Consider the following 22,490-nt stretch of genomic DNA (forward strand, 5'->3'; position numbering starts at 1 on the left):
TCATGCTCTCCTTAGCTCAGAACGTGACGCCCATTTTGATACTCAGTTCAGGATGCTGATCGACATAGGTCATGTAGCTCTCAGCGCTGGTGGTAAACGTTACGACCGGTTCGATTAAATCTTCGCAATTGAGATAGCCGTTCATCAGCAATTCCCAGCAGGTCTCTTCAATACGCTTACGGTTCCAGCGTGGGTAATCAGGATTTGGCTCACTGCAGGCGCGGGAGAAGACAATTTTCGCGTTATTGAAGTGTGCTTCGCGGCCGAGGTTAAAGCCTTCCGCGAACGGTTTCGCAAAGGCCACGTATGAGATGGTGCCGCCGTATGCGAGTCCGCGCAGCGCAGACTGCAGCGCATCGGCAAAGCCGCTGGTTTCGATAATCACATCCGCGCCCTGCCTGCCGGTCAGTTTTTTGATTTCCAGACCCACATCCGTGCCAATCGGATCCAGACAGTGGTCTGCCCCATGGCGACGGGCAATGTCACAGCGGTGCGCGATAGGGTCGACACCGATAACGATTGACGCACCGGCTTTCTTTGCCAGCTGGATGGCTATCTGACCAATCGCGCCAAGCCCAACGACGACGACAAAATCCCCTACCCGCACATTTGCGTCACGTACGCCGCTCATTGCGAATTGTGCCGGGTCGTAGCAGACGGCATTTTTCCAGGAGGCACCCTGAGGCATTTTGCGCAATTTGTAGTTATTGACGGCATTCACAATGACCGTTTCCTGTAGCGGTCCATAACAGCAAACGCGGTCTCCGACACGGTATTCCGTCACCTCAGCGCCACATTGAATGATGTCTCCGACGATCATGTTCCCGAGCTGGAATGTGCCGAACTCGATCCCGCGGGCCGTACCCTCTTCACGCGGCGTAAACAGCTGCCAGTCCGGGTTAAACTCTTCGTCGATAAACGGACTCGCCGCCCTGAAATCCACCACTTCGGTGCCGTGTTTCGGTGCGCCAAAGCGGGCGCGAATTTTCACTTCATGCGCGGCTACAGGACGATCTTCATATTCAACCAGTGCTGCTACACGCGGCGCTGTCGCAACTAACTTCTTCATGACTCACTCCTTGTTAAAATTGGCCGCCTCAGCCCTTAACGCCACCGGCGGTCAAACCACTTTTAATAAAACGTTCAGACAGCGCATACATGATGACCACCGGCAGTGCCGTCACCAGCGACGCCGCCATCATGCGGCCCCAGATGTAATCTGGCGTACTGAAAAGCGTGTTCAGCCCTACCGGCAAGGTGAAGTTGCTGGCGCTGGACAGGAAAATGGAGGCAAACAGATAGTCGTTCCACGCCACCATGAAGCAGTAGACAAAGACCGACACCAGGCCCGAGATCGCCAACGGAACGGTGATGCGAAAGATGATTTGCAGGCGGTTAAGGCCATCCATCATCGCGGCTTCTTCTATTTCGTCCGGGATGGTGTCGAAATAGCTGCGCAGCATAAATACCGCCGTGGGTAACGTCTGAGTCACCATGGTGATAATCAGCGCCAGTTCGGTGTCATAGATGCCGAGCGCGGTGATGATTTTGAACAGCGGCACCACCAGTAGAATCCCTGAGAACATGTAGACGGTGTAGAAACTAGCGTTGATCGTCGTGCGCCCTTTAAAACGCAGTTTGGATAAGGCGTAAGCCCCCAGCGTGCCGAGAAACACCGCAACGTTCGACGAAGTCAGTGACACCACCATGCTGTTACGGAAGTAATCCACAAACGGGAAAATCAGCGGGTTAAAGATGTCGATGTAATGCTGTAACGTCCATTCCTGCGGCAAAATTGTCGGATGCAGCGATATCGCCTCTCTGGCGCTTTTAAAGGAGGTCATCAGCATCACGAAAAACGGGAACAGCGTGATAATCAGGAACGCCGCGAGCCCCAGATAAAAGCCAATACGTCCCAGTATGCGTTTATTTGTTGCCATTGAGGTTTACCCTTTTTCTGGTCAGCAGAATGACGGCGAAAATGATCACAAACAGCACCACTGAGATAGCCGCAGCTTTACCCAAATCGTTAAAGGCAAAGGCCGTTTTGTAGAGATAGACGCCCAAAATATCGACCTTAGTGGTCAGCAGATACACGTCCGCAAACATGTAGAACATCCAGATGGTTCGAAGCGTGATAACCGTGGCCAGCACCGGCATAATCGCGGGCAGCGTGACGATACGAAAACGTTGCCAGCCATTCGCGCCATCCATTTCTGCGGCTTCGTATAACGATTTATCAATCGTTTGTAAGATCGCGAGAAACGAGATAAACGCATACGGGAAGTAGCGCCAGATGGCGAACAGCACCACCAGCGCAAAGCTGCTGCCGGGGTTGTCGAACCACAGCGGTGCCTGGTCATACAGATGCAGCAGGTCTACCCCCAGGTAGTTCACGATGCCGTAGCCGTTGTTGAACATGTACTTCCAGGCAAACACCAGTGAAATAGACGGCGTGACGTAAGACAAAATCACCAGCGAACGCGCCGTTTTGCGCAGCCGAAACTCCCGGTTAAAGAAGATGGCGACAGCCAGCCCTAGACCCGTGCTACCTATCACCACCAGGGCCGTACCTGTTTCACCGTGATGGACGGATTCTCTTTCTCGAATTTCTCAATCAGTTTCGTAATGACGGCCTGGCGCTCCTGTTCAACCGATGAATGCATAAACTCGATGGTCACAGAAGATTGTGTGTCGTCCTTGCAGCCTGATAACAGGGCGCACGAAACCAGTGCTGGTATCAGCACAATTCCCGGCATTTTCATTTTTAGGTCCTTTTTTAGATTTCTTTAATCCACATCACCTGCCATGGATTAAGGGTCAGAGTCATATTACTAATATTGATTCCTGTTATTAAATCCTTTCCTGACTGACGATTAAAACAGACGCATTGAATATCATTACTGAAATTAAACAGCGCGGTAATTCTCTCGCCCTCATCCGCAATGCGAACTATTTTAAAAACATGTTCACCTGAGGTTTCGAAGAATGCCTCACTGTCTGGATGGAATGCTTTCTCTTGTCGTCGTAATGCTATTAATGCGCTTAACTGGCAATAAACCTTATTACGCAGGCCGTTTTTATCTTCAAGCTCGCCGTCAATTTCTCCGGCACAGTATTTCTTACGGTTTATTGCCCTGTTATACCCTAACCGCTCCACCCCATTGTAATCATTGCGGGAGCCAATGATGCTCTGAATATAGATTGCAGGCACACCCGGAAAACTCAACAGTACGGCATGAGCCAGAATAAAACGGGCTATGCGCAGAGTATCTTCATCCTTCTTAGCACTTAATGCATCCAGGTAGGTTACATTGATTTCATACGGGCTGCGCGTTCCGTCAGGGTTATTTTTCCAGTTAACCAGCGCGCCTTCCTGCTGGAGTGTTTCTACCAGCGACAGAATTTCCGATTCAGGTAAAATTCCGCGTAACGGATTAAGTCCAATCCCGTCGTGCGAAGCCAAAAAGTTAAACCAGGTGGTTTGCTTTGACGGCAGTTCCAGCGATGAAGCCCACTGACAAAGTGCCCGGACATCCTGACGATGAACGGCATGCAGAACCAGCGGCGGTAACGAGAACTGATACACCATCTGCGCTTCATTTTCACCGTCACCAAAGTAAGAAACGTTGTCGTTATGCGGGACATTGGTCTCAGTGATGATCACCGTACCCGGTGCCACAGCGTCCGTAATGGCGCGGAAGAGCTGAATCAATCGGTGCGTTTGTTCAAGATGGATGCAGCGTGTTCCGGGGATCTTCCACATAAAGCCGACTGCATCAAGGCGGATATAGCGCGCCCCTTCTACCAGGTAATGAAGAAGCACATCCACCATCGCGATCAACACCTGAGGAGAGGCAAAATTGAGGTCAACCTGGTCATCGCTGAAGGTTGTCCACAGATACCGGACGCTGCCATCATCAAGGGTGAAAGGTGTCAGGAGGGGTAATGCGCGGGGGCGAGTCACAGCAGATAAATCAGTTTGCGGATCGACGGAAATAAAAAAATCTTCATAACCCGGCTTTTGTGCAAGATAATGAGCAAACCATTGGCTTTTCGCTGACATATGGTTGCAAACAAAGTCAAACATTAAGCTGGTGAATTGCTTTAATTCAGCAACGTCTTGCCATGTTCCCGTTTCAGGCGCAACGTCATGGTAATCGATAACGGAAAAACCATCATCAGAGGACCACGGGTAAAAAGGTAAAAGATGCACATGAGAAAATGAACGAGAAAGCCATTTGTTATAAAAACGGGTAAAAACAGGCAGCGCGTTCTCCCCTTCATTGAAAAACTGATCGGCATAGGTAATCAGGACGACATCTTTTTCATCCCAGCCGGATTTACGCTTTTCACTAATAACGTTAGCAGCACTGGAGATTTTCTCTGACAAACTTTCCAGTTGCATCTCAGAAAACGAATCACCGTAAACAAGACTAATTAAACTTTTTATTTCCGCGTTCACTTTATTTTCCATGGTAGCGGTCCCACGAAAGGCAATCTACTCCCATGAAAAATATCTGTCAACGGACCTGAGCGCATAAAAACGCGATCTCAACGCGGCGCAACGCAGTAATGTGAGCTGCCGCAAAGAAAGGAGGGAAACGGAGAAAATGCACAGAAATGACGTCAGCCTTTTTCTCAAAAAAAGGCTGACGCACACATGAGGATCAGGAGAGGTATCGGCGTGAAACGCGTTTTGCCAGTTTTTGCAGCAGCGGCTCCAGCGCCACGGCCAGCAGCATTCTCACCGGCTTACGGGCAACAGATTTTATTGCCCAGCCAGCCACCCCTGCCGGGCCATAGCGTAATGCCGTCAGCAGGACCAGTTTACCTGCGATTTTCAGGCCGGGTTTTACCTTCTGACCGGCCTGTTGCCAGTTTTTATTCATTAAAGCTCTCTCTTAAAGCTGACGAAAACGACTTCTCAGCGTAAAGGTGTCAGATGTCACGTAGCGTTCCATTTCGCGAAGGCGCCTTTCACCTGCGACCAGTTCAGCATCCACCTGGTTGAGAATATCGCCACTACGTGGTGCCCCTTCTGCAGCCAGTTCGCCTTCCGGCATAGGATCAAGCACAAACGACAGAACGATATATGCCACCAGCGTGATAAACGCCAGACCGAAGAAAATCGATAACACCGTTACCACGCGCACCAGCTTAACGGGTACATCCAGATAGTGGGCAAGCCCCGCACAGACGCCGCGAACCATGCCCTGCTGTGGGATCCGCCACAATTTTTTATTCAAATTCAGTCCAGACATTAACGCTCCCTCCAGTTCGGATGTTCCGCATCCAGGATATCTTCCAGCGCCTGAATGCGTTCACGCATCTTATTCGCCTGATCGGACAGCTGAACCAGACGTTGTTGCTCACTCTGGGAAAGCGAGTCCCGTGAAGAACGGTTGCTGTAGTGCAGCCATAACCAGATCGGCAGAACAAACAGCACGAAAATGGTCAGGGGAATAGCCAGAAAAAGCGCGCTCATGTGTACTCCTTGTCGTACGATGCGTGGCGGCACGCTCAGGTGCCGCATAAATTATTATTGATTGTCCTGCTTCATTTTGGCTTTCAGGGCCGCAAGCTGCTCGCTGATTTCATCGTCGGCTTTCAGGTCGGCGAACTGCTGATCGAGCGATTTTTGCTTACCGATGCTGTGGCTTTCCGCTTCCGCTTCCATCTGATCGATACGACGTTCAAAGGACTCAAAACGCGCCATTGCTTCATCAAGCTTGCCGCTGTCCAGCTGACGGCGTACATCGCGGGAAGAGTTTGCCGCCTGGTGACGCAGTGTCAATGCCTGCTGACGCGCACGGGTTTCGCTCAGCTTGTTCTCAAGCTCGCCAATCTCTTTCTTCATACGGGTGAGCGTGTCGTCCACCAGCGTCACTTCATGTTCCAGCGCGGTGACCATGTCCGCCAGTTTCTGTTTCTCAATCAGTGCGGCACGGGCCAGATCTTCTTTATCTTTACGCAGCGCCAGTTCGGCTTTTTCCTGCCATTCGTTAAGCTGGGCGGTAGCCTGCTCAATACGGCGGGTTAACTGCTTTTTCTCCGCCAGCGCACGGGCGGAGGTAGAGCGAACTTCAACCAGCGTATCTTCCATTTCCTGAATCATCAGACGCACCAGCTTCTGCGGATCCTCCGCTTTTTCAAGCAGCGAGTTGATGTTGGCGTTCACGATGTCGGCAAAACGAGAAAAAATACCCATAATTCAATCCTCACATTTCTGTTATCGGGCGGTGCCCTGCTGTACAGATAATACAATTCCCATGCCAACTTTTTATCTTATTGATTTTATTAAATGTGATTGATTTTTACCCACCATGGAACTAAGCTCACCTGGTGAATCTCGCTAAGGAGTGGTTAATTTCATCATGGCTGGATATAAAGACAATTTACTCGGTGAAGCCAACAGCTTTCTCGAAGTGCTGGAGCAGGTTTCGCGCCTCGCCCCTCTCAATAAACCGGTGTTGATTATCGGCGAACGCGGCACGGGCAAGGAGCTGATCGCCAACCGACTCCACTATCTGTCCGGGCGCTGGGATGGTCCTTTTATTTCGCTTAACTGTGCCGCGCTGAATGAGAACCTGTTGGATACCGAGCTGTTCGGCCATGAAGCGGGAGCCTTTACCGGGGCGCAAAAGCGCCATCCTGGTCGTTTCGAGCGTGCCGACGGCGGCACCCTGTTCCTCGACGAACTGGCCACCGCGCCAATGCTGGTCCAGGAAAAATTACTGCGCGTCATTGAGTACGGCGAACTGGAACGCGTCGGCGGCAGTCAGCCGCTGCAGGTCAACGTTCGTCTGGTCTGTGCGACGAATGCCAACCTGCCAGAAATGGTGGCGGAGGATAAATTTCGCGCCGACCTGCTTGACCGCCTTGCTTTTGATGTCGTCCAGCTTCCGCCGCTGCGTGAGCGGCGCAGTGACATCATGCTGCTGGCAGAACAGTTTGCCATTCAGATGTGCCGTGAGCTCGGCCTGCCGCTTTTCCCGGGGTTTAGCGATAATGCCCAGGAGACGCTGCTCAATTATCCCTGGCCGGGAAATATTCGTGAACTGAAGAACGTCGTCGAACGCTCTGTCTACCGTCACGGCAGCAGTGACACGGAACTGGATAACATTATTCTCGATCCTTTTCAGCGTAACGCGCCCTCTGTTACCGCGCCGGCGAGCCCGGACGATGTGCCTTCACTCCCTGTTGATTTGCGTCAGTTCCAGCATAAGCAGGAACAACAGCTGCTGGAGCAGAGCCTGAAGATGGCGAAATATAATCAGAAAGGGGCGGCTGAACTGCTGGGGCTGACCTACCACCAGTTAAGGGCATTGCTCAAAAAGTATCAGATGCGCTGACTGTCAGGGCTGTGTTGGCAGATACGTTCAGAAGTAACGTATCCCCGCGAGGGTCCCGCGGGGATAAGAATTATGCTACCGCAATATGCATCTGCGAAAGCATATCGTTATTAACACCGACCAGCGTGACGCTGCTGTCGCCCCAGGTGAGTAACGCATTATCACCGTCAAACGACAGATGGTTGAGATAGCTGTCATTATCGGCAATGTTCTGGTTAGCCATAAAGATCAGGCTGTCGCTGGCGGAGAGGTTATAGACCGTGTCATGACCAAAATCACCATAGAAGAGAAGCGTATTTTCGCTGCCGTTGAGGTGAATGGCGTCATCGGCATACCCGGAAACCACATTGTTATTGTTACCGTTTACGCTGATCTCACTGTCGTTGGCTCCTGAATAGAACCAGCTGTCATTACTGGCGGTCGAGATAGTAAAGCTGTTCTCCGTATCGGCGTAATAGCTTTTCGCATACGCGATGGAGCCACTATCACCTTCTAACCCATAATCTGTAACCTGCCATGTCGCATTCTGGTTAATGTTAATACCAAACAGACTGAATAATGTGTGGTCAGCATTAACGTAATGGATATCTTCCGCCCGGGTAATATCCCCGGTGGAATACTTAAAGTACAGCGTTCCTTCTGCATCGTGACTAAAATTGAAATCGGCGATATTACATTCCGTTACGTAGGTGTTAGTACCTGCGCCACCATAAATAACATTGTAGCCACTGTGATCTTTAAAACTGTCATCTCCCCCGCCACCGCAGAGATAATCGTTACCCTTCCCGCCTTGCAATAAATCGTTCGTTTCTGTACCAATAATAAATGTCGACCCCACATGCGTTACGGATTTATTGAGATCCGAAACCCAGGTCGTCGAACGGTAGGCTTCAGAAAGATTAGAAACAATAATGTTGGAGTTTTGATGGGTGAAATCATAGATTTCAGAATCCATAATTCGTAATGCACCGTCCGTATAGCCCTGACCGGAGTGCCCGGCCCATGACGCCATATTCGCAATCGAAAAGAACTTACAATCGCTGGTCAGGCCAGCATAGTAATCATTAAAGGAGACGATGTTATTGGTGCAGGTTTCAAGCGGCGTGTCGTGGTTAAAGAAACTGTCCAGCGTCAGGCTATGACCCGTTAACACACGAAACACCGGATCGTTCTCATAACCGATATTAAGCACTTTATCGTCGGCCAGGTTCTGGGTCGGGGAGGCAAATGCGACGTAGCTCGCGTCCTCAAAGAATCCACCCCACTGGCCCTGTGCGGACAGAGTTGCCATGCTATTTACGGCCAGTCCGCCAAGGCTATGTCCGGTAATGATGACGTCATTCCCGGTCAGGCCATTTGCCGTGGCAAACGTGGCCACCGAACTCATGAGGTTTTTATACGCGTTGAGAACATAGTTATCCGCATAGCCGTCGACCAGTGCAGATAATACGTCGCTGACGGTATCCATCGCGGTATTGATGGTATGCTGAAGTGAAGGTGCGCTCGCGTAAGTGCCCGTCCCCCAGAAGCTAATGCCTATATTGACCAGCTTACCATTGGCGTCATATTTTCCCATAACGTTGCATTCGGCGCTGGTTTCAAGAAGACTTTCGCCATAAAAAGCACCATAGGGATTAGTACAGCCGCTGTAGTTAAGCGTTGTCCCGTCTAATACTTTCCAGCCATTTTCTTCTGTATAGGTATAATCAGCATACGTGGCTGCACCAAAATTGATACTTTCAATGGTCAGTGCATCCTTAATAAGCTGCGTGTTTTTCTCGCCCTGATAATCGAATACAGGCATAGTCGTCCCTCTGTTTATTATCAACAATCATTGAGCAAAATACGAATCAAGTAACATAACGTTATCATTGTTTATTTCGCCCGTCTGCGCGAGCAAACTGACCCATGCCTTGATGACAGCATGTTTTTCTGCAGTAAGCTCAACTTTGGTTTTATAGAAAGATTGTTCTGCATTTAATAAATCGATATTCATGCGCTGACCTGCCTGAATGCTTTTTTTCGTCGCTTCAATTTGTCGCCTGGCGGCCTCCACCGCGGAAGCATAGGCAGCCAGGCGCTCTGACGCATGGAGGCATTTATTTAAGGATTTTTTAATTTCGCTGTAGGTCGCCAGCCGCTGTGCATCATGAAGATATTTTGCCTGCTCATAGCGGGCCGCCGCCTGACGAATGGAGGCGGAAACGCCGCCCCCGGAGAACAGATCCATGCTGACGCGCAAACCTATGCTGTCGGTACGATATTTCTGGTGAATGGTATTGTCGTTGCTTGAGTCGTTCTCCGAATGCATCGCGTAAAGCTGTATCCGGGGAACCGCGCCAGCGCGGCTGCGTTCAATTTCATAGCGTTTTTCTTCCACGCTGTGCCCCGCAGAGAGGATATCGGGATTACGCGCGGCCGCCTTTTGTTCCCAGTATCGATAGTCTTTTGATGCCAGTGGCAGCTTAAGGGGCTTTTCACCGAGTATCGGCAGCGCTGCCGTCTGCGAAAGATCCATGCCCACGATCGCCGATAGCGCAACGTTAGCCGTATCCAGCGTATCGCGCGCCTCCACCTCATCCGCAATCGCCAGACTGAGCGCAGAGGCGGTCTCTGTGACATCCGTTACTGCGCCCTCACCGGCCTCAAACTGTCGCTGAGCCTGCTTTTTCTGCTCTTCCAGCCCCTGACGATGAAGAGCCGCAAGCTGAAGCCGTTGATGCGCCTCGGTAAGATCCAGCCAGGCGGTAATGAAACGGTTTTGCAGATCTATCAGACTGCTTCGGTAGCGTTCATCAGACTGCATTTTTTTGATGATGCCGATGCGATATCCCGCGTAGGCATCGTAATCAAACAGCGGCTGAACAACGGTAACCGATCCCGAATAGCTGTCATATTGTTGATGCTGCACCACCTCAGAACGCTCCCCCAACAAATTTGTCTGCTGGTACTGCTGCCGCTGCCAGTTACGCGGTGCGCGCTGGTAGCTTACGCTGACTTTTGGCAGTAACCCGGCACGGCCAATAGGAATGTACTCTTCTCCGGCAAGCTGATCCTTCACGGCAGCGCGGTACTGCGGATCGTTGTCCAGCGCCATGAACCAGCCCTGGGTCAGGGTCAGCGCAGCTGCTGAAAAGGACGTCATCAGCGCGAGCAGATACACAACAGGTATGAATTTAGCGGTAAACATCATTACTCCTCGATGAACGACCGCGACGCACGATCCATGATGGGTTTCAACAGATAGCTCAACAACGAGCGCTCTCCGGCTTTTATAAAGACCTCTACTGGCATGCCCGGTTTAACCTCCTCGCTCTTCAGCTTTTTCATCCCCTCCGGCGTAACGGCGATCTGAATCTTGTAGTACGGCTGCTGAGTCGTGGGATCGGTCTGGCGATCCGCTGACACCAGCGCTACCCGGGCCGGAATTTTCGGCGTGCTTTGCTGGTTGAAGGCGGTAAACATCAGGGTAACGGGCATGCCCTTATGGACTTTATCGATCAGGGCGACGTCAATCTGCGAGTCGATAATCAGGGGGGAGGCCTGCGGGACAATTTCCAGTAGCTGCTCTCCGGCACTTACCACCGCCCTGTCGCTGGCAAGCGCGAGGTTCATTACCACGCCATCCTGCGGTGCGACGACGCGGGTCAGGGAGAGATCGACACCGGAGAGCGTCAGCTGTTTTTTGCTCTCGCTGACCTGCAGGCGAAGCTGGTCAATTTGCGTTTCTATATCTTTCCGGTTGTCAATCAACCGCTGCTGCATGCCGCGTTTGAGCTGGGCTATTTGATTCCCTAACTCTACGATTTTGCTGCGGGTTTCACCCACCTCGCCCGCCAGAGACGCCGATTGCACCTGGATATCGAGGAAGCGGTTACGAGGGAAATAGCCCTCTTCCATCAGCGGCTTCAGGTCTTTGAGTTGACGATTTAACAACGCAAGCCCTTGCGCTTTCGTCTCGCAGGTTCTGGCAAGCGAATCGCGCTGACGTGCCAGCCCAGCGATGGCCTGAGCATCGTTTTCCTGAGCATTTTTCAGCGCTTCCTGCCGGGCATGCATAAGCTGGCGTTGCTGAACCACAATGGGCTCGATCGCATCCCGCAGGGCTTCGTCTTCTGTCTCAGGGGGTAAGGTCAGCGTTTGCATGCCCGCCAGCTCAGACTGCAGGCGACTTTCAGCAATGAGCGACGTCAGATAATGCTGGCGCGCAGCGGAGAGTTGGGCGAGCGTCGATTGCTGGCTGAGCAGCACCAGCAGGTCGCCTTTATGTACCGTCTGCCCCTCTTTGACGGCGATGCTTGTCACCACACCGCCTGTCGTTGCCTGTACGGCCTTACGGTAGCCGTCCACCACCACGGTTCCGGTGGAAACAACACCTTTATCCAGCGGCGCCAGTGCCGCCCAGAGCAAGAAAGATCCCAGACCTGCCAGCAACACTACCCAGCCAAGGCGGACAAACGGAACGACGTCAACAAGGGGCGTCTTCTGCGCATCGCTATTATGCATGGGCTTTTCCTTGTTCAGCAGGGACGCTGTTTGTCTTATTTACCGGGCGAGTTGACTGCTGTAAGAGTTGTGCCGTTGGGCCATAAAGCTTGGTTTTTCCGCCTTCGAGGACGAGCAGATGGCTGGTCAGCGGCAATATTCCCGGACGATGAGAAATGATGACAACGCTTTTTTTCTGCTGCCGAAGCTGCCGGATAACCTGCTGCAAAGCCTGCTCACCGGATTCATCGAGGTGAGCGTTGGGCTCATCAAGGATCACGAGTGCCGGGTTGCCGTACAGCGCCCGGGCCAGGCCAATGCGCTGTTTTTGCCCACCCGACAGGGCCATACCCTGCTCGCCGGTCAGGGTGTTATACCCGTCAGGCATACGCAAAATCATGTCGTGGATCCCGGCCATCTTTGCCGTGGCGATCAGTTGTGTTGAATCAATCTCACCAAACTGGGCAATATTCTCAGCGAGGGTTCCCGTGAAAAGCGTAACGTCCTGCGGCAAGTAGCCGATTCCGGGACCCGGCTTCTGCTTCTGCCACTGATAAATATCCGCCCCATCCAGCCTGACATCCCCCTCTCCGGCAGGCCAGACACCGCACAACACTCTGGCGAGACAGGATTTCCCCGATGCGCTGGCTCCCACAATTCCCAGCACCTCACCCGGGTTTACCCGCAGAGTGATGTTTTGCAGTATGGGCTGCCGGGGGTTTCCCGGAGGGAAAACGGTGACATTTTCCACCGTGAGCACTCCCTGCGCTGCCGGCAGGCGAATGCTCTCCTGCGCCGGGGGAAAGTCTCCCGTCAGACGAACCACGCGTTCCCATGCCAGACGAGCTGACCGGTAGCCTTTCGCCACGCTGATGAGTTGTTCCACCGGTGAAAGCGCTCTTCCGAGCAAAATCGACCCCGCGATCATCATGCCCGGCGAGATGTCTCCCAGGATCGCCAGCCAGCAGCCCAGCCCCAGCATGAGGGACTGAAGCGCCATACGTACGGTTTTGGTGATGGCAGACATCAATACAGCGCGTTCACTGGCCGCACTCTGGCAGTAAAGGAACTGAAGATGCCCACGCCACCAGCGCGCCTTAACGTTGTCAGTCATCCCCAGGGCATGCAGCGTCTCGGCAGATTGTAAGGTGCTGTTAGCCTGGTGATTTGAGATCAAGGCATACCCCCCCGCTTCATTCAAAAGCTGACGCGTCGTTTTTTCGTTGATAAACGCCAGGGCCAGCAGCAGACATGCGCCTGAAAGCGAGAACACCCCGAGCCACGTGTTAAAAAGGAAAATAACGCCGAGATACACGGGAAACCAAATGGAATCAAAAACCGCAAATAACGCCGGGCCGGTAACAAACTGGCGTATAACGGTGAGGTCGCTAATAGCCTGCCCGGCATTCGGGCTGTGCTTAACGAGATTACTTTCACATGCAGCGGTATAGAGTGCAGGCGAAAGCGCATTATCAAATTGATTACCCAATCGGATGATAACGATGCCACGCGCGTAATCAAGGAGTGCCATGACGGCAAACATAAATAACACCAGCAGCGTCAACATAAAAAGCGTTGTGGTATTCCCGGATGACAGCGCGCGATCGTAAACCTGCAACATATAAATAGATGGTGCCAGCATCAGCATATTTATGACCGATGAGAAAAACGCAATCGTCACGAATATGCGTGTGCGAACGCGTGCAAAATTCTTAATTAGCCCCAAAGGTTCAATCACCCCTAACCCTCTGATGTTTTGGTCAATTCTCATGCCATGAGAAAGACGCGAGACGTTCATGATGAAAAAGATTTAACAATAAATATAAAAAAGCAGACAACCAGGTGCAGTGCCAATCGGTATGCCCCAACAGAAAACTGTAATTTTCTTAGATGTTATGACGATTCATTTTATTCTTTTTTCCTTTCGCCCTGCCAAATTGCAGAATCAGAGGATCAGTATATAAATCAACGTTACTCGCAACGCAACCATTAATTAAACAAGAATACGTTTAGTGAATATTTCTTATTGTAATTCATCGCCTCAATAATAATTCACGCTATCGCATCCTGCTTGCACAGGATAAACAGCGCGCACTTTATTATGGGGTTTTATTGCCCACTCAATATCGCATCGCGAGGTAACGGGAAGATGTCTGCCGTGAGTTCCATCAGCAAATCACGCACGCAGTTGCTAACCGCATACGGTCTGTCGGGGCGAATCCTTCGTTTATCGCGAGTCAGACAGGGCATGAAAATGCTAAGATGGTTAATGAGGTATATTCAAAGTGGAGAGTCGGTATGAACGCCGATCAGGTTGGTATGCTGAATGAGCGACTGCAAGCGCTACTGCCCCCAGGATGCCCTCAGGGATAAACGATACTGGATAATTTCGTTTAATATTAGTAAGATAGCCACTTAACATACAATACCTTAAAAATTATGCGTCTGGTCTTATCGTCCTTTTTTGCACTCAGTCTGTTCAGTAGCCTAGCCTTTGCTGCGCCCGAACCGGCTGAGCAGCCTGATATTCGTGACAGCGGCTTCGTCTATTGCGTCAGCGGTCAGGTTGATACCTTCAACCCGCAGAAAGCGGGCAGCGGCCTGATTGTGGATACCCTTGCCGCTCAGCTTTATGATCGTCTGCTTGATGTTGATCCGTACACCTACCGTCTGGTTCCTGAACTGGCGGAAAGCTGGGAAGTGCTGGACAACGGCGCAACCTACCGTTTCCGTCTGCGTGATGACGTTGCGTTTCAGCATACGCCGTGGTTTACCCCTACGCGCAAACTGAATGCAGACGATGTGGTCTTTACGTTCCAGCGGATCTTCAACCGCAATCATCCGTGGCATAACGTCAACGGGGGGAATTTCCCCTATTTCGACAGCCTGCAGTTTGCCGACACCGTTAAAAGCGTGCGTAAACTGGATAACCGGACGGTCGAATTTTCTCTGACGCGCCCGGATGCCTCTTTCCTCTGGCATCTGGCCACCCACTATGCGTCCGTCATGTCTGCTGAGTACGCGGCAAAGCTGAACAAGCAGGATCGTCAGGAGTTGCTTGACCGCCAGCCAGTGGGCACCGGTCCGTTCCAGCTGGCCGAATACCGCGCCGGGCAATACATTCGTCTGCAGCGCCATGAGCACTTCTGGCGCGGCACGCCGCTGATGCCGCAGGTAGTGGTCGACCTGGGTTCTGGCGGAACGGGAAGACTGTCGAAACTGCTGACCGGCGAATGCGACGTGCTGGCCTGGCCTGCCGCCAGTCAGCTCACCATTTTACGTGACGATCCGCGCCTGCGTCTGACGCTGCGCCCGGGCATGAACATTGCCTACCTCGCCTTTAACACCGATAAGCCGCCGCTGAATAACCCGGCCGTCCGTCACGCGCTTGCGCTGGCCATTAACAACCAGCGTCTGATGCAGTCGATTTATTACGGCACCGCGGAAACCGCTGCCTCTATTTTACCGCGCGCTTCGTGGGCGTATGACGGTGAAGCCAAAATCACCGAATACAATCCCGCAAAAGCGCGCGAACAGCTTAAAGCCCTGGGGGCTGAAAACCTGACGCTGCAACTTTGGGTGCCGACCAGCTCTCAGGCCTGGAACCCAAGCCCGCTGAAAACCGCCGAGCTGCTGCAGGCCGATATGGCGCAGGTAGGGGTAAAAGTGATCATCGTACCGGTTGAGGGGCGTTTCCAGGAAGCACGGTTAATGGACATGAACCATGACTTAACCCTGACGGGCTGGGCGACCGACAGTAACGACCCGGACAGTTTTTTCCGTCCGTTACTGAGCTGCGCGGCAATAAACTCGCAGACCAACTACGCTCACTGGTGTAACCGTGAGTTCGACGCCGTACTGCAAAAAGCACTGGCGTCACAACAGCTCTCGTCACGCATTGATGCCTATGATGAAGCACAAAAGATCCTGGCTCAGGATCTGCCCGTGCTGCCGCTGGCCTCTTCCCTGCGTCTGCAGGCCTATCGTTACGATATTAAAGGCCTGGTGTTGAGCCCGTTCGGCAACGCCTCCTTCGCCGGGGTTGCCCGCGAAAAAGAACAAGAGGTGAAAAAACCATGATTATTTTTACCTTGCGTCGACTCCTGTTGCTGCTGGTGACCCTCTTTTTACTGACCTTTGTTGGCTTCAGTCTGAGCTATTTTACGCCGCACGCCCCGCTTCAGGGGTCGTCGCTGTGGGATGCCTGGCTGTTCTGGTTTAACGGCCTGCTGCACTGGGATTTTGGCGTCTCCAGTATCAACGGACAGCTTATCTCTGAGCAGTTGAAAGAGGTTTTTCCGGCCACGATGGAGCTCTGTATTCTGGCCTTCGGCTTCGCCCTGATGGTCGGTATTCCGGTAGGCATGCTGGCGGGGATTTATCGCAACAAATGGCAGGATAAATTTATCAGCGCCCTCGCCCTGCTCGGTTTTTCTATCCCGGTCTTCTGGCTGGCGCTGTTGCTGACGATGTTCTTCTCGCTGACGATGGGCTGGCTGCCGGTATCGGGCCGCTTTGATCTGCTTTACACGGTTAAATCGGTAACCGGATTTGCCATTATAGATGCATGGCTGTCTGACTCCGTCTGGCGTCATGAAATGATCGTCAGCGCCCTGCGTCATATGGTATTGCCGGTGCTGACACTTGCGGTGGCACCCACCACAGAAGTCATCCGTCTGATGCGCCTGAGCACCATGGACGTGTTTGATCAGAACTATGTCAAAGCGGCTGCCACGCGGGGACTCTCTCGCCTGACGATCCTGCGTCGTCATGTCCTGCACAACGCGCTCCCGCCGGTCATCCCGCGTCTTGGGCTGCAGTTTTCGACCATGCTGACTCTGGCGATGATCACCGAGATGGTCTTTAGCTGGCCGGGTCTTGGACGTTGGCTGATTAACGCTATTCGTCAGCAGGATTACGCTGCCATATCGGCCGGCGTGATGGTGATTGGTTCGCTGGTGATTATTGTTAACGTGATTTCCGATATTTTGGGTGCAATGGCCAACCCGTTGAAGCATAAGGAATGGTATGCCTTACGATAGCGGCTATAGGGCGGCATAGATTTTCATTTAAAATCAAAGCGATAGACATTAAATCCGCTATCGATTTTGAGTTTTAATACGCAAATTTGTACACATTGTTTTTTTTGCTCCAACAGTCTCAATCGAAACATGGGCTGTTGGAGCTACGATTCCGCCCCTCTTCGTTTCTTCTATACTTTCAGTTTGAAGACTGGAGGTAATCATGTGCGGACGTTTTGCACAAGCTCAAACCCGTGAAGAGTATCTGGCTTACCTGTCCGACGGAGCTGATCGTGACATTGCCTACGACCCTGAACCTATTGGTCGGTACAACGTAGCTCCCGGTACTAAAGTCCTGCTGTTGAGCGAACGAGACGAGCAGTTGCACCTCGATCCTGTTTTCTGGGGTTACGCACCCGGGTGGTGGGATAAACCGCCACTGATTAATGCGCGTGTCGAAACCGCGGCAACCAGCAGGATGTTTAAGCCCCTCTGGCAGCATGGCCGTGCGATCTGCTTTGCGGATGGATGGTTCGAATGGAAGAAGGAAGGTGATAAGAAACAACCCTACTTCATTCACCGTGCCGACGGCCAGCCCATATTCATGGCGGCGATCGGCTGCACGCCTTTCGAACGCGGCGATGAAGCGGAAGGGTTTCTGATAGTAACGTCTGCAGCCGACAAAGGCCTGGTGGATATCCATGACCGCAGACCGCTTGTTCTGTCACCTGAAGCGGCGCGCGAGTGGATGCGCCAGGATATCGGCGGGAAAGAAGCTGAAGAGATAGCGACCAACGGTGCCGTGCCGGCCGACAAATTTATCTGGCACGCCGTTACGCGCGCCGTGGGTAATGTGAAGAATCAGGGGGCGGAGCTAATCGAGGCAGCACAATAAAAGGTAAAAGAGACCTGGCACGTCCGAAATTAGCGATGAGCAGACCTTTTTATCTTGTAGTCAAAACGCCCCACATCGTCAGGTTATAGCAATACCTCTCGCCCTCAGGCTACGTCTGCTTGAGCTGATAGATTCGAGAAGGCGTTGGCGGCTTTCACTAAGATGAATTGCGAGTAATTCTGCTGCTTTCTCAGTATCCTGCGAGCGAAGCGCAGCAAATATTTCGCAATGATCCTCCCAGGCGGGATTCGACGGCGCTTTGTCAAGCCATCGTGCCCGTGAAAGCCGGCGCAGAGCATCGCTTATCCCTTCGATAATAAACGCATTCTGACACAGGCGGGCCAGCTGTAGATGGAATCGTGTTCCTGCATCGTCCATAGTCTCTTCAGTTGCATCAGCATCTGTCTCTTTGAGCAGGGTTTCCAGACTACTGAGTTGTTCCTCCGTCATTTGGCTGGCTGAAAGTTTTAATGCCGCAACTTCGAGTACTTCCCGATAAATACACAGCTGTTCAACTTCCGCGATATCGATCGGTGCCACCAACCAGCGTATCCCGTCGCGACATACCAGCCCTTCTGACTCCAGCTTTTGTAATGCGGCTCGGACAGGTGTCCGGGACGCGTTAAACGTCGCCTCTGCCCAGCGCTCTGTCAACCGTTCTCCCGGCCCCAGCTCCATGCTGAGAATTTGTTTTCGTAACTGGTTTTCAACCTCTGATGCCTGACTCATAACGGCAATGTTCTCCCGCAAATTGACAGTAAAATGCATAATCTATATGGTATACCAATTTGGTATACCAAGAAAAGGTACTTTCATGACCCAATTCTATAACAGCTTTTGGCAGCGAAATCTGATCGTTTGCTTCATTGGCTCGTTCTCAACCGTCTTCGCAATGACTCTGATGCTGCCTTTCCTCCCATTATATGTTGAAGAGTTGGGTGTTCACGGGCATGCAGCAGTTGTTCAATGGTCGGGCGTGGCATTCAGCGCAACGTTTATCACTGCCGGGTTGATCGCCCCAGTATGGGGAAGACTTGGTGACAGATATGGACGAAAATCGATGCTCGTGAGAGCCAGTCTGGGCATGGCGGTTACGGTTTCGCTGATGGGGTTAGTGACAAATATCTGGCAACTTGTCGGTCTGAGATTGTTGGTTGGACTGGCTGGCGGATATTCATCCGGCGCAACAATTCTTATTGCGGTCCAGGCTCCCAGAAAACGTGCAGCGTGGGCACTAGGGATTGTTTCATCCGGTGTCATGGCTGGCAATCTTGTAGGCCCCCTTGCCGGGGGATGGCTACCGGGGCTGATTGGTATTCGGTCCACATTTTTCTGTGCAGGCGCACTGATTTTTCTGGCCTTTATCATGACCCTGACTCTCATCCGCGAAGCGGTACAAAAGCCCGAGGATGCTGCGGCAAAAACGCGGGTGAGCTGGCCCCAATTGCCTGCCCGCTCTGTGATTGTCTGTATGCTTTGTACCGGTCTGCTGCTGATGCTGGCCAATATGTCAATAGAACCCATTATCACGGTCTATGTGCGTACACTCGTCATCGACGCTTCTCAGATAACGAAAGTGGCGGGATATGTGATGGCAGCCGCGGCCCTGGGCAGCATTATCTCAGCTTCTTGGCTTGGTAAACTGGCAGACAGAATAGGACATTTACGCATTATCACGCTGGCGCTGACTACGGCCGGTTTGTTGCTCATCCCGCAGGCTTTTGTCACCTCCGGGTGGCAACTGATTGCCCTGCGTTTCCTCATGGGGCTGGCGCTTGGCGGCTTGTTGCCTTGTATTGCGGCAGTCATACGTCACCGTGTACCAGAAGGCATGGTGGGTAGCATCCTTGGCTATTCCGTCGCCACGCAGTTCGCCGGTCAATTCATCGGGCCGCTGATAGGTGGTTTTGTCGGCGGGCATATCGGGATGCGAGCCGTCTTTCTGGCAACCAGCTGTATCCTGCTAGCCGGAGCTGCCTGGAACTTTAAAATACATCGCCAGTCAGCAACGCGCTGACTCACTTCATTAGCCTTCAGCTACAAATTTGGAAAATTTATGTCAAATCAACTCAGTAATATCAATAAAAACAGCGCTCTGCTGGTTATGGATTTTCAAACGATCATCCTTAACAATTTTCTCCCGCAAGAAATCGCTGGAAACGTTATCCGCAATACCGCATCACTGATAGCAGCTGCGCGCGCAGCAGCCGTACCGGTCATTTATATCAGTGTCGGATTCCGCAAAGGGTATCCAGAGGTCAGCAAAAACAACACTATCTTCTCTTCGATTAAAGAGAATGGAATGTTTATGGCTGACAATGAGAGCACGGCTATTCATCCTGAAGTCGCTCCCGCAGAGAATGAGGCCGTCATTGTTAAACGCAGAGTCGGCGCTTTCTCATTTACCGAACTTGAGATGATTCTTCGCGCCCAAGGCATTGAAACTTTGATCCTTACCGGCGTGACCACCAGTGGCGTGGTGCTTTCTACAGTCGGGCAAGCTTTTGACCTGGATTACCGACTGGTGGTTGCGGGTGATTGTTGCGCCGATCCAGATCATGACACCAATTTGTTTATACTTGACAAAATCCTGCCTCAACACGCCATTGTTACCCGTTCAACTGAAATATCAGAAGCATGGGCATAAAAACAAGAATATCTGACGTCAAGATAACCGTAGTGTAGATAGTGCATATGACCGGGCATATGTGGTTGCTTGGTCATATGAACGTCTGCTCCTGGCACATAGCGGACCTAAGAATCAAAATCATCGAATCCTAAGAAGGTCTGAATACCTTGTGGTGTAGCGTGGAGATAACATTTCACGCTTCATCTGCCACTGTTGCTGTACGCCCTGCCCGGCAAAATAGAGCGTGCCCTTTCCATCTTTCGCATTCAAATGATCCAGCACTTCCATCAACCTTTCACTTCCAGCGCGTGGGGCGTTCTCGTCAAACAAATTGAGCTGGGCAACGCCCTGACTGAAAAAATCCCCAAGCATGATGCCCGCTTTCTGATATCGGTGACCATCTTTCCAGATTTTGTCCAGGCACTTTACCGCAGCGTTGATGATGTCTCGGGAATCCTGAGTGGGGGTGCCCCAGCAGTAACGACACGCGCCGCGACGATACTGTGAAAGCTGGTTTGCATCGAAAGTGGCGAGCTGCCACATCTGTTCGAGTACCTCATCGGCACTCCCGAGAGCGCGCACAATGGAGGCCTTTTGCTGCTGCGCAATAGCCTGCGCAACGTTAGGATTCGTTATGAGCTGACGACCGTAATTTGGGTCACTATAACCAGCGCGTGCAGCGGCGGCGGTGGCGTTGTTGTCCTTCAGGTATTCAGCAATAAAGCGCTTTACCTTTGCGCTTAGCTGTATGTCCACCAGCTCATCTGCGCTTTTTTCTTTCTGCGCAGTGCGCATTTTTTTCTGCGCAGGTTTTTGCGCAGTTTGCGCAGAAGGTTTTTTGATATATCGACGTGCGGTAGCGTAGTTCAGTCCCTGCGCTTCACACCATTCTTTTGGTGATACGCCGGTTGCAGCATGTTCGGACAGGAACCGTTGCTGAAGCTCGCCCCAGTCCGGTTTTGCCATAAAGAAAATCCTAAAGGTTTTTTAAAAAGTGCCGTAAATAACTGTTTAAGCGCCCCCCTTTCAACAAATGAATTAGTTATCATAAATAAGGAGATAGTATGGAATTCAGCATGAAAGATGGTTACATGGTTGATTACAAACAAGTAAGTGGCCAAGCGTACACTGGCGTTATTTACGGACACGATATCCCGAATGGCAGTCAAGCAGCAGTTGGGACAACAGTTGCTGAAGTCATTGAGTTACTTAAAAATATGGTTTACCCAGCACAAATCCCTGACAACGTTTGGGATGATTTGAAAGAAATGATCAAAGAGAATGGTTTCAAGTAATTTGGTGATAAGCTGATAATAGCCATCACCGTAAAAAACGTGGTGATGGCAATACAAAACCGTCCTAAACAATCATAAATGCTGCTGTGTCTGTTTTGCTAATTTTTCTTTAAACGCTAGGCTACCCTGCCTTATTATTTCCATGTGCTTCAGCGAGGATATATTGTACTCGCTAGGACTTAAGTTATCAGACACGCACTTGGCAAAGTTAGTCATTATTTCTGAATTTATCTCTGTCATCTCTCTAAAAGCCGGAGCAAGTTCAGGATAATAAAGAGTGAGCAAAGCGTGAATACGTGGCTGTATAGACTTATCAGCGTAAGTATTCCATTCGTCGTTAACCTGCTCTACTGTCTTTGTCCCGGTAGTTCTACAAACTGTTAAAAGATAAAGTTGATAAATCGATTCATGCCATCTATCAAATAGGGTAAATAATTCCTCCGCTTTATTAATGTAAAACTCACGATTTGTTTTCCATCGTTCTAATTGATTCTGACTGTCTCTTGCTTCTTTTGCAGTTCGAGCATTCGCTTTGCTTACAAAAAAATTAATCAATCCAGTTATTCCTACACCTATCAATGCAGAACTAGCAGAAATGATAGAAGTAGCATTCTCGCTGAGCCAACTCGCCATAGTCATACTCCATAAAAGTAGATTCAATCTATCATTTTATGCCGAATAAATTTAGGAACTGAATCGCCACGGATAATCTAGACACTTCCGAGCCGTTGATAATACTGGTTTTCATATTCTGTCGGTGACATATGATTGCTCGAACCATGCCGACGCTTACTGTTATAAAACATTTCG

At 51.3% G+C, this 22,490-nt stretch carries 20 protein-coding genes and 3 pseudogenes; 7 read left to right on the forward strand and 16 right to left on the reverse strand.

The genetic code is table 11. From position 1 onward, the window contains the following. Positions 1 to 16: 16 nt before the first annotated feature. The 9 genes and pseudogenes from ACTJJI_RS22210 to pspA all read right to left on the reverse strand — a co-directional run bounded on the left by ACTJJI_RS22210 (position 17) and on the right by pspA (position 6,211). The gene (locus ACTJJI_RS22210) at positions 17 to 1,069 is read right to left on the reverse strand and encodes a zinc-dependent alcohol dehydrogenase (RefSeq protein ID WP_440655559.1); all 1,053 of its coding nucleotides are present in this window, start codon (positions 1,067 to 1,069) and stop codon (positions 17 to 19) included. 28 nt (positions 1,070 to 1,097) lie between these two features. Further along, positions 1,098 to 1,940, reverse strand: coding sequence for a carbohydrate ABC transporter permease (locus ACTJJI_RS22215; RefSeq protein ID WP_440655560.1), 843 nt, complete (start codon positions 1,938 to 1,940; stop codon positions 1,098 to 1,100). Continuing rightward, positions 1,927 to 2,571: pseudogene (locus tag ACTJJI_RS22220) on the reverse strand (carbohydrate ABC transporter permease); the annotation flags it as partial. The pseudogene ACTJJI_RS22220 and the gene ACTJJI_RS22215, both read right to left, overlap by 14 nt. Continuing rightward, positions 2,571 to 2,765 (reverse strand): annotated as a pseudogene (locus tag ACTJJI_RS22225) (sugar ABC transporter substrate-binding protein); the annotation flags it as partial. The pseudogenes ACTJJI_RS22220 and ACTJJI_RS22225, both read right to left, overlap by 1 nt. Before the next feature lie 14 nt (positions 2,766 to 2,779). Beyond that, on the reverse strand, positions 2,780 to 4,477 hold the full coding sequence (locus tag ACTJJI_RS22230; RefSeq protein ID WP_440655561.1) for an alpha-amylase family glycosyl hydrolase: 1,698 nt from the start codon (positions 4,475 to 4,477) through the stop codon (positions 2,780 to 2,782). A gap of 193 nt (positions 4,478 to 4,670) precedes the next feature. Then, positions 4,671 to 4,892: a phage shock protein PspD gene (gene pspD, locus ACTJJI_RS22235; protein WP_046887779.1), complete on the reverse strand. Its 222-nt coding sequence runs from the start codon at positions 4,890 to 4,892 to the stop codon at positions 4,671 to 4,673. Positions 4,893 to 4,904: 12 nt separating this feature from the next. Further along, positions 4,905 to 5,264, reverse strand: coding sequence for an envelope stress response membrane protein PspC (pspC, locus tag ACTJJI_RS22240; protein WP_368278650.1), 360 nt, complete (start codon positions 5,262 to 5,264; stop codon positions 4,905 to 4,907). Further along, complete coding sequence (pspB, locus tag ACTJJI_RS22245) at positions 5,264 to 5,488, reverse strand: envelope stress response membrane protein PspB (RefSeq protein WP_046887778.1); 225 nt, start codon at positions 5,486 to 5,488, stop codon at positions 5,264 to 5,266. Before pspB ends, pspC begins: the two co-directional genes overlap by 1 nt. Positions 5,489 to 5,542: 54 nt before the next feature. Beyond that, positions 5,543 to 6,211, reverse strand: a complete 669-nt coding sequence (gene pspA, locus ACTJJI_RS22250) for a phage shock protein PspA (RefSeq protein ID WP_013096403.1) — start codon at positions 6,209 to 6,211, stop codon at positions 5,543 to 5,545. A 166-nt stretch (positions 6,212 to 6,377) separates the two neighbouring features. Here pspA and pspF point away from each other — a divergent pair, with 166 nt between their 5' ends. Continuing rightward, positions 6,378 to 7,355 carry a phage shock protein operon transcriptional activator gene (gene pspF / locus ACTJJI_RS22255; RefSeq protein ID WP_440655562.1) on the forward strand — a complete coding sequence of 326 codons (978 nt, stop codon included), beginning with the start codon at positions 6,378 to 6,380 and terminating at the stop codon, positions 7,353 to 7,355. A gap of 70 nt (positions 7,356 to 7,425) precedes the next feature. Here the strand turns inward: pspF and ACTJJI_RS22260 are convergent, their stop codons facing one another. From ACTJJI_RS22260 to ACTJJI_RS22275, 4 genes are read right to left on the reverse strand one after another with little or no spacing between them, the layout of a single operon-like run. Further along, positions 7,426 to 9,159, reverse strand: coding sequence for a polyurethane esterase (locus tag ACTJJI_RS22260; RefSeq protein WP_440655563.1), 1,734 nt, complete (start codon positions 9,157 to 9,159; stop codon positions 7,426 to 7,428). A gap of 27 nt (positions 9,160 to 9,186) precedes the next feature. Then, positions 9,187 to 10,548 carry a TolC family outer membrane protein gene (locus tag ACTJJI_RS22265; protein ID WP_440655564.1) on the reverse strand — a complete coding sequence of 454 codons (1,362 nt, stop codon included), beginning with the start codon at positions 10,546 to 10,548 and terminating at the stop codon, positions 9,187 to 9,189. Continuing rightward, entirely contained in the window at positions 10,548 to 11,861 is a 1,314-nt protein-coding gene (locus ACTJJI_RS22270) for an HlyD family type I secretion periplasmic adaptor subunit (RefSeq protein WP_440655565.1), read from the reverse strand. Before ACTJJI_RS22270 ends, ACTJJI_RS22265 begins: the two co-directional genes overlap by 1 nt. Beyond that, positions 11,854 to 13,611 carry a type I secretion system permease/ATPase gene (locus ACTJJI_RS22275; protein WP_440655566.1) on the reverse strand — a complete coding sequence of 586 codons (1,758 nt, stop codon included), beginning with the start codon at positions 13,609 to 13,611 and terminating at the stop codon, positions 11,854 to 11,856. The genes ACTJJI_RS22270 and ACTJJI_RS22275 overlap by 8 nt, the downstream gene beginning before the upstream one ends. Positions 13,612 to 14,279: 668 nt before the next feature. On the opposite strand from ACTJJI_RS22275, the gene sapA reads away from it, so the two are divergent. The 3 genes from sapA to ACTJJI_RS22290 all read left to right on the forward strand — a co-directional run bounded on the left by sapA (position 14,280) and on the right by ACTJJI_RS22290 (position 17,756). Beyond that, entirely contained in the window at positions 14,280 to 15,920 is a 1,641-nt protein-coding gene (sapA, locus tag ACTJJI_RS22280) for an ABC transporter substrate-binding protein SapA (RefSeq protein ID WP_196372408.1), read from the forward strand. Continuing rightward, the gene (gene sapB / locus ACTJJI_RS22285) at positions 15,917 to 16,882 is read left to right on the forward strand and encodes a putrescine export ABC transporter permease SapB (protein WP_014832146.1); all 966 of its coding nucleotides are present in this window, start codon (positions 15,917 to 15,919) and stop codon (positions 16,880 to 16,882) included. Before sapA ends, sapB begins: the two co-directional genes overlap by 4 nt. Positions 16,883 to 17,084: 202 nt before the next feature. Next, positions 17,085 to 17,756, forward strand: coding sequence for an SOS response-associated peptidase (locus ACTJJI_RS22290; RefSeq protein WP_440655567.1), 672 nt, complete (start codon positions 17,085 to 17,087; stop codon positions 17,754 to 17,756). Between the two features lie 78 nt (positions 17,757 to 17,834). On the opposite strand, the gene ACTJJI_RS22295 is transcribed toward ACTJJI_RS22290, so the two are convergent. Beyond that, entirely contained in the window at positions 17,835 to 18,485 is a 651-nt protein-coding gene (locus ACTJJI_RS22295) for a GntR family transcriptional regulator (RefSeq protein WP_440655568.1), read from the reverse strand. Between the two features lie 85 nt (positions 18,486 to 18,570). Between ACTJJI_RS22295 and ACTJJI_RS22300 the strand changes: the two genes are divergently transcribed. Both ACTJJI_RS22300 and ACTJJI_RS22305 read left to right on the forward strand, forming a co-directional pair. Then, entirely contained in the window at positions 18,571 to 19,773 is a 1,203-nt protein-coding gene (locus ACTJJI_RS22300) for an MFS transporter (RefSeq protein ID WP_440655569.1), read from the forward strand. 87 nt (positions 19,774 to 19,860) lie between these two features. Then, a pseudogene (locus ACTJJI_RS22305) lies at positions 19,861 to 20,419 on the forward strand (cysteine hydrolase family protein). Positions 20,420 to 20,523: 104 nt separating this feature from the next. Here ACTJJI_RS22305 and ACTJJI_RS22310 read toward each other — a convergent pair. Next, positions 20,524 to 21,351 (reverse strand): DUF4113 domain-containing protein, encoded by an 828-nt coding sequence (locus tag ACTJJI_RS22310; RefSeq protein WP_440655570.1) that lies wholly within the window; start codon positions 21,349 to 21,351, stop codon positions 20,524 to 20,526. 98 nt (positions 21,352 to 21,449) lie between these two features. Here ACTJJI_RS22310 and ACTJJI_RS22315 point away from each other — a divergent pair, with 98 nt between their 5' ends. After that, positions 21,450 to 21,680 carry a hypothetical protein gene (locus ACTJJI_RS22315; RefSeq protein WP_440655572.1) on the forward strand — a complete coding sequence of 77 codons (231 nt, stop codon included), beginning with the start codon at positions 21,450 to 21,452 and terminating at the stop codon, positions 21,678 to 21,680. Between the two features lie 72 nt (positions 21,681 to 21,752). Here the strand turns inward: ACTJJI_RS22315 and ACTJJI_RS22320 are convergent, their stop codons facing one another. Then, entirely contained in the window at positions 21,753 to 22,313 is a 561-nt protein-coding gene (locus ACTJJI_RS22320) for a hypothetical protein (protein WP_440655574.1), read from the reverse strand. Between the last annotated feature and the right edge of the window lie 177 nt (positions 22,314 to 22,490).

It is taken from the genome of Enterobacter sp. 22466 (assembly GCF_052044775.1).
Lineage (GTDB): Bacteria > Pseudomonadota > Gammaproteobacteria > Enterobacterales > Enterobacteriaceae > Enterobacter > Enterobacter dissolvens.